The 5,220-nt window shown below is 46.9% G+C and carries 3 protein-coding genes and 1 pseudogene; 3 read left to right on the forward strand and 1 reads right to left on the reverse strand.

All coding sequences use genetic code 11. The annotated features are described in order from the left end of the window. Nucleotides 1-121 precede the first annotated feature (121 nt). Nucleotides 122-1,333 carry a DUF1501 domain-containing protein gene (locus KDK13_RS17935; RefSeq protein ID WP_257286365.1) on the forward strand — a complete coding sequence of 404 codons (1,212 nt, stop codon included), beginning with the start codon at nt 122-124 and terminating at the stop codon, nt 1,331-1,333. On the opposite strand, the pseudogene KDK13_RS19065 reads toward KDK13_RS17935, so the two are convergent. Continuing rightward, nucleotides 1,327-1,410: pseudogene (locus KDK13_RS19065) on the reverse strand (hypothetical protein); the annotation flags it as partial. The gene KDK13_RS17935 and the pseudogene KDK13_RS19065 sit on opposite strands and share 7 nt — an antisense overlap. Before the next feature lie 214 nt (nt 1,411-1,624). Here KDK13_RS19065 and KDK13_RS17945 point away from each other — a divergent pair. Together KDK13_RS17945 and KDK13_RS17950 are read left to right on the forward strand one after the other, a co-directional pair. Next, nucleotides 1,625-4,240 carry an autotransporter outer membrane beta-barrel domain-containing protein gene (locus tag KDK13_RS17945; protein WP_257286366.1) on the forward strand — a complete coding sequence of 872 codons (2,616 nt, stop codon included), beginning with the start codon at nt 1,625-1,627 and terminating at the stop codon, nt 4,238-4,240. A gap of 275 nt (nt 4,241-4,515) precedes the next feature. Beyond that, nucleotides 4,516-5,220: hypothetical protein (locus KDK13_RS17950; RefSeq protein ID WP_257286367.1), on the forward strand; the 705-nt coding region annotated here is incomplete at its 3' end.

Consider the following 5,220-nt stretch of genomic DNA (forward strand, 5'->3'; position numbering starts at 1 on the left):
AGGAGATACTGGGAAGTCAGCTGTCTGCTCACTCCCAAAAGGTGATCGGTGGTGCCGAAAGTCGGCGCCAGGGATTGGCCATGTTATTTCTCAGCCCTGAGTTCATAAGAAGATAAGCGCTATGGCAAGCATTAATAAAAAACCTGATATTAAACGACGTGATCTGGTTAAATGGCTCGGTGCGGGGGTGGTTTGTGTACCGTTATTAAACAGTCACTCATTATTGGCTGACACTCCAACCGGTAAAGCAGACTCTTCAGCAAAACTGGTATGGATCGTACTACGGGGTGCTCTGGATGCCCTGCATACGTTCATACCCGCCTTTGATGATCATCTGATGCTTGCACGGCAACAGCTTGCACGGCAGGTTGTGGAAACCATGTTACCCCTTGATGGCCGGTTTGGCCTGAACCGTGAACTGTCCACACTGTACGATTGGTATCGGCAAAAACAGATGGCTCCAGTGGTTGCCGTAGCATCCACCTGCCGTCAACGCTCCCACTTTGCCGCCCAGGATGAACTGGAATCTGCCCTGCTGCCGGTCAATCAGGACAGTGGCTGGCTGGCTCGTGCCCTGGAAGTTTCCGGTAAAACCGGTATTGCCCTGGCCCACTCACTGCCGGTCAGCCTCCGGGGCAGCCAGCGTTCCTCTACATGGTATCCCCCCACTATATCCCCTGCCAAAGGGGATCTCTATCAGCGACTGTTGCAACTCTATGAGCAGGATCCTCTACTCCACCAGCGTCTTGTAGAGGCACAGGATGTCCGGAATATGGTGGGTGATTCCATGGATGACAGTGGTCGCAGCTTTGTTGATCAGTCAAGGGCTGCTGGCACACTGCTCAGCAATCCGGAAGGCCCTGATGCCATTATGCTGGAGATGGGGGGCTGGGATACCCACGATAATCAGCACGCCCGCCTTACCCGACAATTCCGGACACTCGACTCCGGTCTTCAATCGTTGCGAGCGGCCATGGGGGAAAGCACCTGGAAACATACTGTGATTGTCGTTGCCACAGAGTTTGGCCGCACCGTGGCAGTCAATGGTACCGGAGGTACGGACCATGGCACCGCATCCTGCTTGCTGATGGCCGGAGGTGGTATAAAAGGAGGACAGGTACTGGGGGACTGGCCGGGCTTAGGCCAAGAGGATCTGTATGAAGGGCGTGATCTGCGGCCAACGTCAGATATACGACATTGGATTTCTTCCGTATTGAAAAATCACTGGCAACTTTCCAGGTCACAGCTTGAGACGGTTTTTCCGGGCGATTTCAGCATGGCAATACCACCAGAGGCTTCTGCCGGGAAGAACGTCAACACTTCAGCACCGTGATACATGCCCTGTTCAATATCGCTGGGGGAGTTAACCCCCGGCACCATGAAAACCGATGATTGATTGGCGATCAGCATTTCAGCCAGCGGCTCTGCACCGTCCAGGCTCTCACAGACTCTTAATTTGAATAGCGGGCAGTACCCGCTGTTGTCGCAACTGGTTCAGTAGTGTTTCCATGAGGTATCCGGGTTAAGTCGAACATCTATTCTATTGCATCTGTTCATAGTCGTATTATTATGATCTATTCACACAGGAGTTGTGGCTAATAAAAAACCTGCAAGGGAATGACAAATGGACTTTAAAAAGGGAATCCTTTCTTCGGCGATTGCTGTTGTCGTTTATGGCTCAGTTTATAGTGTGCCATTGATTGCCGCAGATGTTGATTCAAATGGACAGACAATTACCGCTGATCAAACCGTCACACCTGCTAATGGCGATGTAGCCTGTTACCCAAATGATCCCGCAGATTGTGTTGACGCCGCACTCAATGCCAATGGTGTGACTGGCTATATTATCAACTCCGGTACTATTGATGGTGGAAATAATACCAACTTTATTGGGTTGTTTGTCAGCAATACAACCGGCGATATCACCAATAATGGAACCATTAACGGTTTTGTAGGTATTGATGTTACCGATGGAGGGTTCAGAGGCTCCATCATCAACGAAAGTGGTGCAACCATTTCTGGAGAAACCGGTATTCTGCTTGACGCTGATGGTACCACTGCCATTGCCAAGCCCCTGGTGAATGAGGATCATGGTCTGTTTGTTACTGATGGAAATATCGATAAATTTATCGCTATCAGCAATGCTGGCACAATCCGGGCTACAGGGATTGACGTTGAACCTGACAGTGATAAACCTGCAGACTATGAAAGTGGTTCAGCCATCGTCGTTCAGGATATTGTAGAAGGCTCTATTCAAAACCTGCCGGGTGGTCAAATTATCAGTGAAAATGGTCATGCCATACTATTTAGAGTTGTGGATGATAACAACCCATTATTACTGAACGGTGATTTGAATAATGCCGGACTTATTGAAGGTAAGCTAAGCGCTATCTTTATTGACCGGGGCAGGCTTGGCACTAACGCTGACAGCTATAATTCTGACGGTGAAATTTACAACCAATCAGGCGGCATCATCCGTAGTGAACGAATCGCCATTGAAGTCAGCGGTAACGGCTTGAACAACATCAATAACGAAGGAATCATTGAGGGTTATATAGGCATTCTTGTTGGTGGTGATAGTACTGATACAATCAAGGATGCCAATGAATCCATTTGGAATGCAGACGTCATCCGTTCAGTCGGAGCTGACGGTCTCTTCGCAGAAGCTTTAACTCACGCCATTTTTGCTGATGACGGAGAAGTGCTGGGGATCACCAACACCCAATCCGGTACTATTGATGGTCGGTTATCCGGGGATAACTTAAGCCTGAACAACAGTGGAACCTTAAAAACTATCCCCGGCTCTGACTTTAAATCCTATGTTGGTAACGGCACTATTGTGGCTGTGCTGGACGATAAGATCGTGACCATTGGTGAATCTCCTGATTCTGGCAATAATGAGTTCAGTTCTGTACTGGAGGTAGATACCGCTACATTTGATGCAGGCTCTAAAATCCTCATTGACAGTACCAATGCATTTAACGTCGCTGCGGAAGGTCAGAATTATGTCATTGTTTCGGCGACATCACTTACCGATAATGGTCTGGAAGTAGCAAGCAACTCTGTACTGCTTGATGTTTCTGTATACGACGATAGCAATACAAATACGGTCAGTGTCACAGTATCAACCAATGATGCAGGCGATGTGATTGCCAGCGCCGGGGCCTCTGAAGAAACACAGGAAATGATCAGCTCTTTCCAGACAGAAGTCCTTGCAGACCTGGATGAAAATGATCCTGTTTACCAAATGTTTAAAGCTGCTTCTGGCAACGTTGAAGCCCTGATAGAGCTGGCAGAAGCCCTTGAACCGGAAACCTCGGGTGCCAATGTGGCCGGAGCATCCGTTACCCAGTCAGCCACTTTTGACAGCGTTTCCAGCCGGATCAGTTCAACCCGCTCTGGCACAAATACCGGTGACATGTTCCAGTCTGGCGGGGCCTGGGCCAAGTACTTGCACAGCAAAGGCAAACAGGATGACAGAGCGGCAGCCGATGGCTTCAAATCCCGTCTCAACGGCATTACCTTCGGTGCCGATGGTGAAATCAATGATGACTGGATCCTGGGTGTTGCGTTTACCGCCGCTGACGCCACGACCAATAGCATTGGTTCAAATAACAGTACAGACACCTCCAGTATTATAGGTACGGTGTATGGTAGCTGGCAGAATGGCGATCTGTTCTTTGATGCCATGGCCATTCTTGGCCGCAGCAACAATGAAGGGGAACGTCTCAATAACCTGATCAAATCTGAATATGATGCCGATCAACTGGGATTACGGTTGACCACCGGGCAAGATATTTTTCTGGATAATCAGGACATTGTGTTGCAGCCAACCGTATCATTCAATTACGGCAGTGTAGAGGTTGAAGCCTATGAGGAATCAGGCTCCGCTGCAGCCTTGGCTTTGGAACAGCAGCGTTATGAAGTGATCGAACTGGGTGCTGGCCTTACTGCCATGAAAACCGTTGAGTTTAACCAAAGCTCACTTGATACCGCCCTATCCCTCAATGTATGGCACGATTTTGCCGGTGATCAGGTACAGACACAAAGCCGTTTTCTGACGGGCGATACGATCATTACCAGCACCGGTGCAGCACCTGAGAAAACCACCTGGCAAGCCGGTCTGGGCGCAAATTATATGATTGGCAATAATCTGACCGCTTCGGTAAATTACGATCATACTTGGAAGTCTGGTTTTGGTGCTGACACGATCAGTGCCAAGTTGAGATACGACTTTTAATCATTGTTAACGAAAGGAGCTTTGGGTGGTATCCAAAGCTCCATCTATTGACCAAACGGTTTTCCCCCCAAATACTCAACATATCTTCCGTTACAAAAACCTACGATAATCAGGATTATCCGGGTTTGTCTACATCGATGAGTTTTGCCAGCTTCCGGGTCTTTTCAGAACCATAATAAATGGAACTATTTCTGCTAATAAAAGTCGAATTTTGGATTATTGATTCAAATCGGAAATTAAATCTCTTAAAGACAGGTCGAGGTAAGGAAGCAGCCATGAATATCTCGCAGAGAAATGGCACTGTTCCAGCGAACAGTGGACATCCCCCCCTGAAAAGGCCATCCACTTTCGCCACTGGCTCTGGATCCACAGTCGGTAAATTGTTTAAATCAGCAGCTTCCACTGTGACTGCTGTAATCAGCTCAAAAAGTAACCTTATTACAAATTACCTGTTTGGTCATGGTAACAGGGTTGTTTTTCAGGTACGCAACGACAAGTTTCTACCCGCTGATTTAAAACATGAACTGATGACACTTTACCAGCTGAGTTTTCCCCACGGCAGCAAACATACGCACGGTACTCCGATTAATCAAAGGAATATTGAGCTAATCCATATATTACCAGCCTTGGCCCAAACCGATCATTTTTTTGAAAAATTAAACATCCATGCCATGGAATTCTTTTCAAGTATTGACTCGACTCATTCAATAGATGATAAAAATAGTAAACCGACTCATTCAACAGATGAAAAAAATATTGAATGGACTCATTCAATAGATGTACAAATGGCCTTATGGGATGCAGGTCCGTTCAAAACATTTTCAGATATCGGGAAATTTCTGGATTCCATTATGGATAAGAACAATGATAATAAACCTATAACTTATAATGATAAAATAGCATTCAAATATCTGTTAACCAGTTTATTAAAGATGGATCATCATTTAGATGCTGACAATTCAATTCAAATAATAAATACA

The organism is Endozoicomonas sp. SESOKO1 (assembly GCF_024606265.1).
Taxonomy (GTDB): domain Bacteria; phylum Pseudomonadota; class Gammaproteobacteria; order Pseudomonadales; family Endozoicomonadaceae; genus Endozoicomonas.

Excerpts from the sequence above, each read along its gene's own strand:
- KDK13_RS17935 (WP_257286365.1), top strand. The coding sequence starts at position 122 with ATGGCAAGCATTAATAAAAAACCTGATATTAAACGACGTGATCTGGTT.
- KDK13_RS17945 (WP_257286366.1), top strand. The coding sequence starts at position 1,625 with ATGGACTTTAAAAAGGGAATCCTTTCTTCGGCGATTGCTGTTGTCGTT.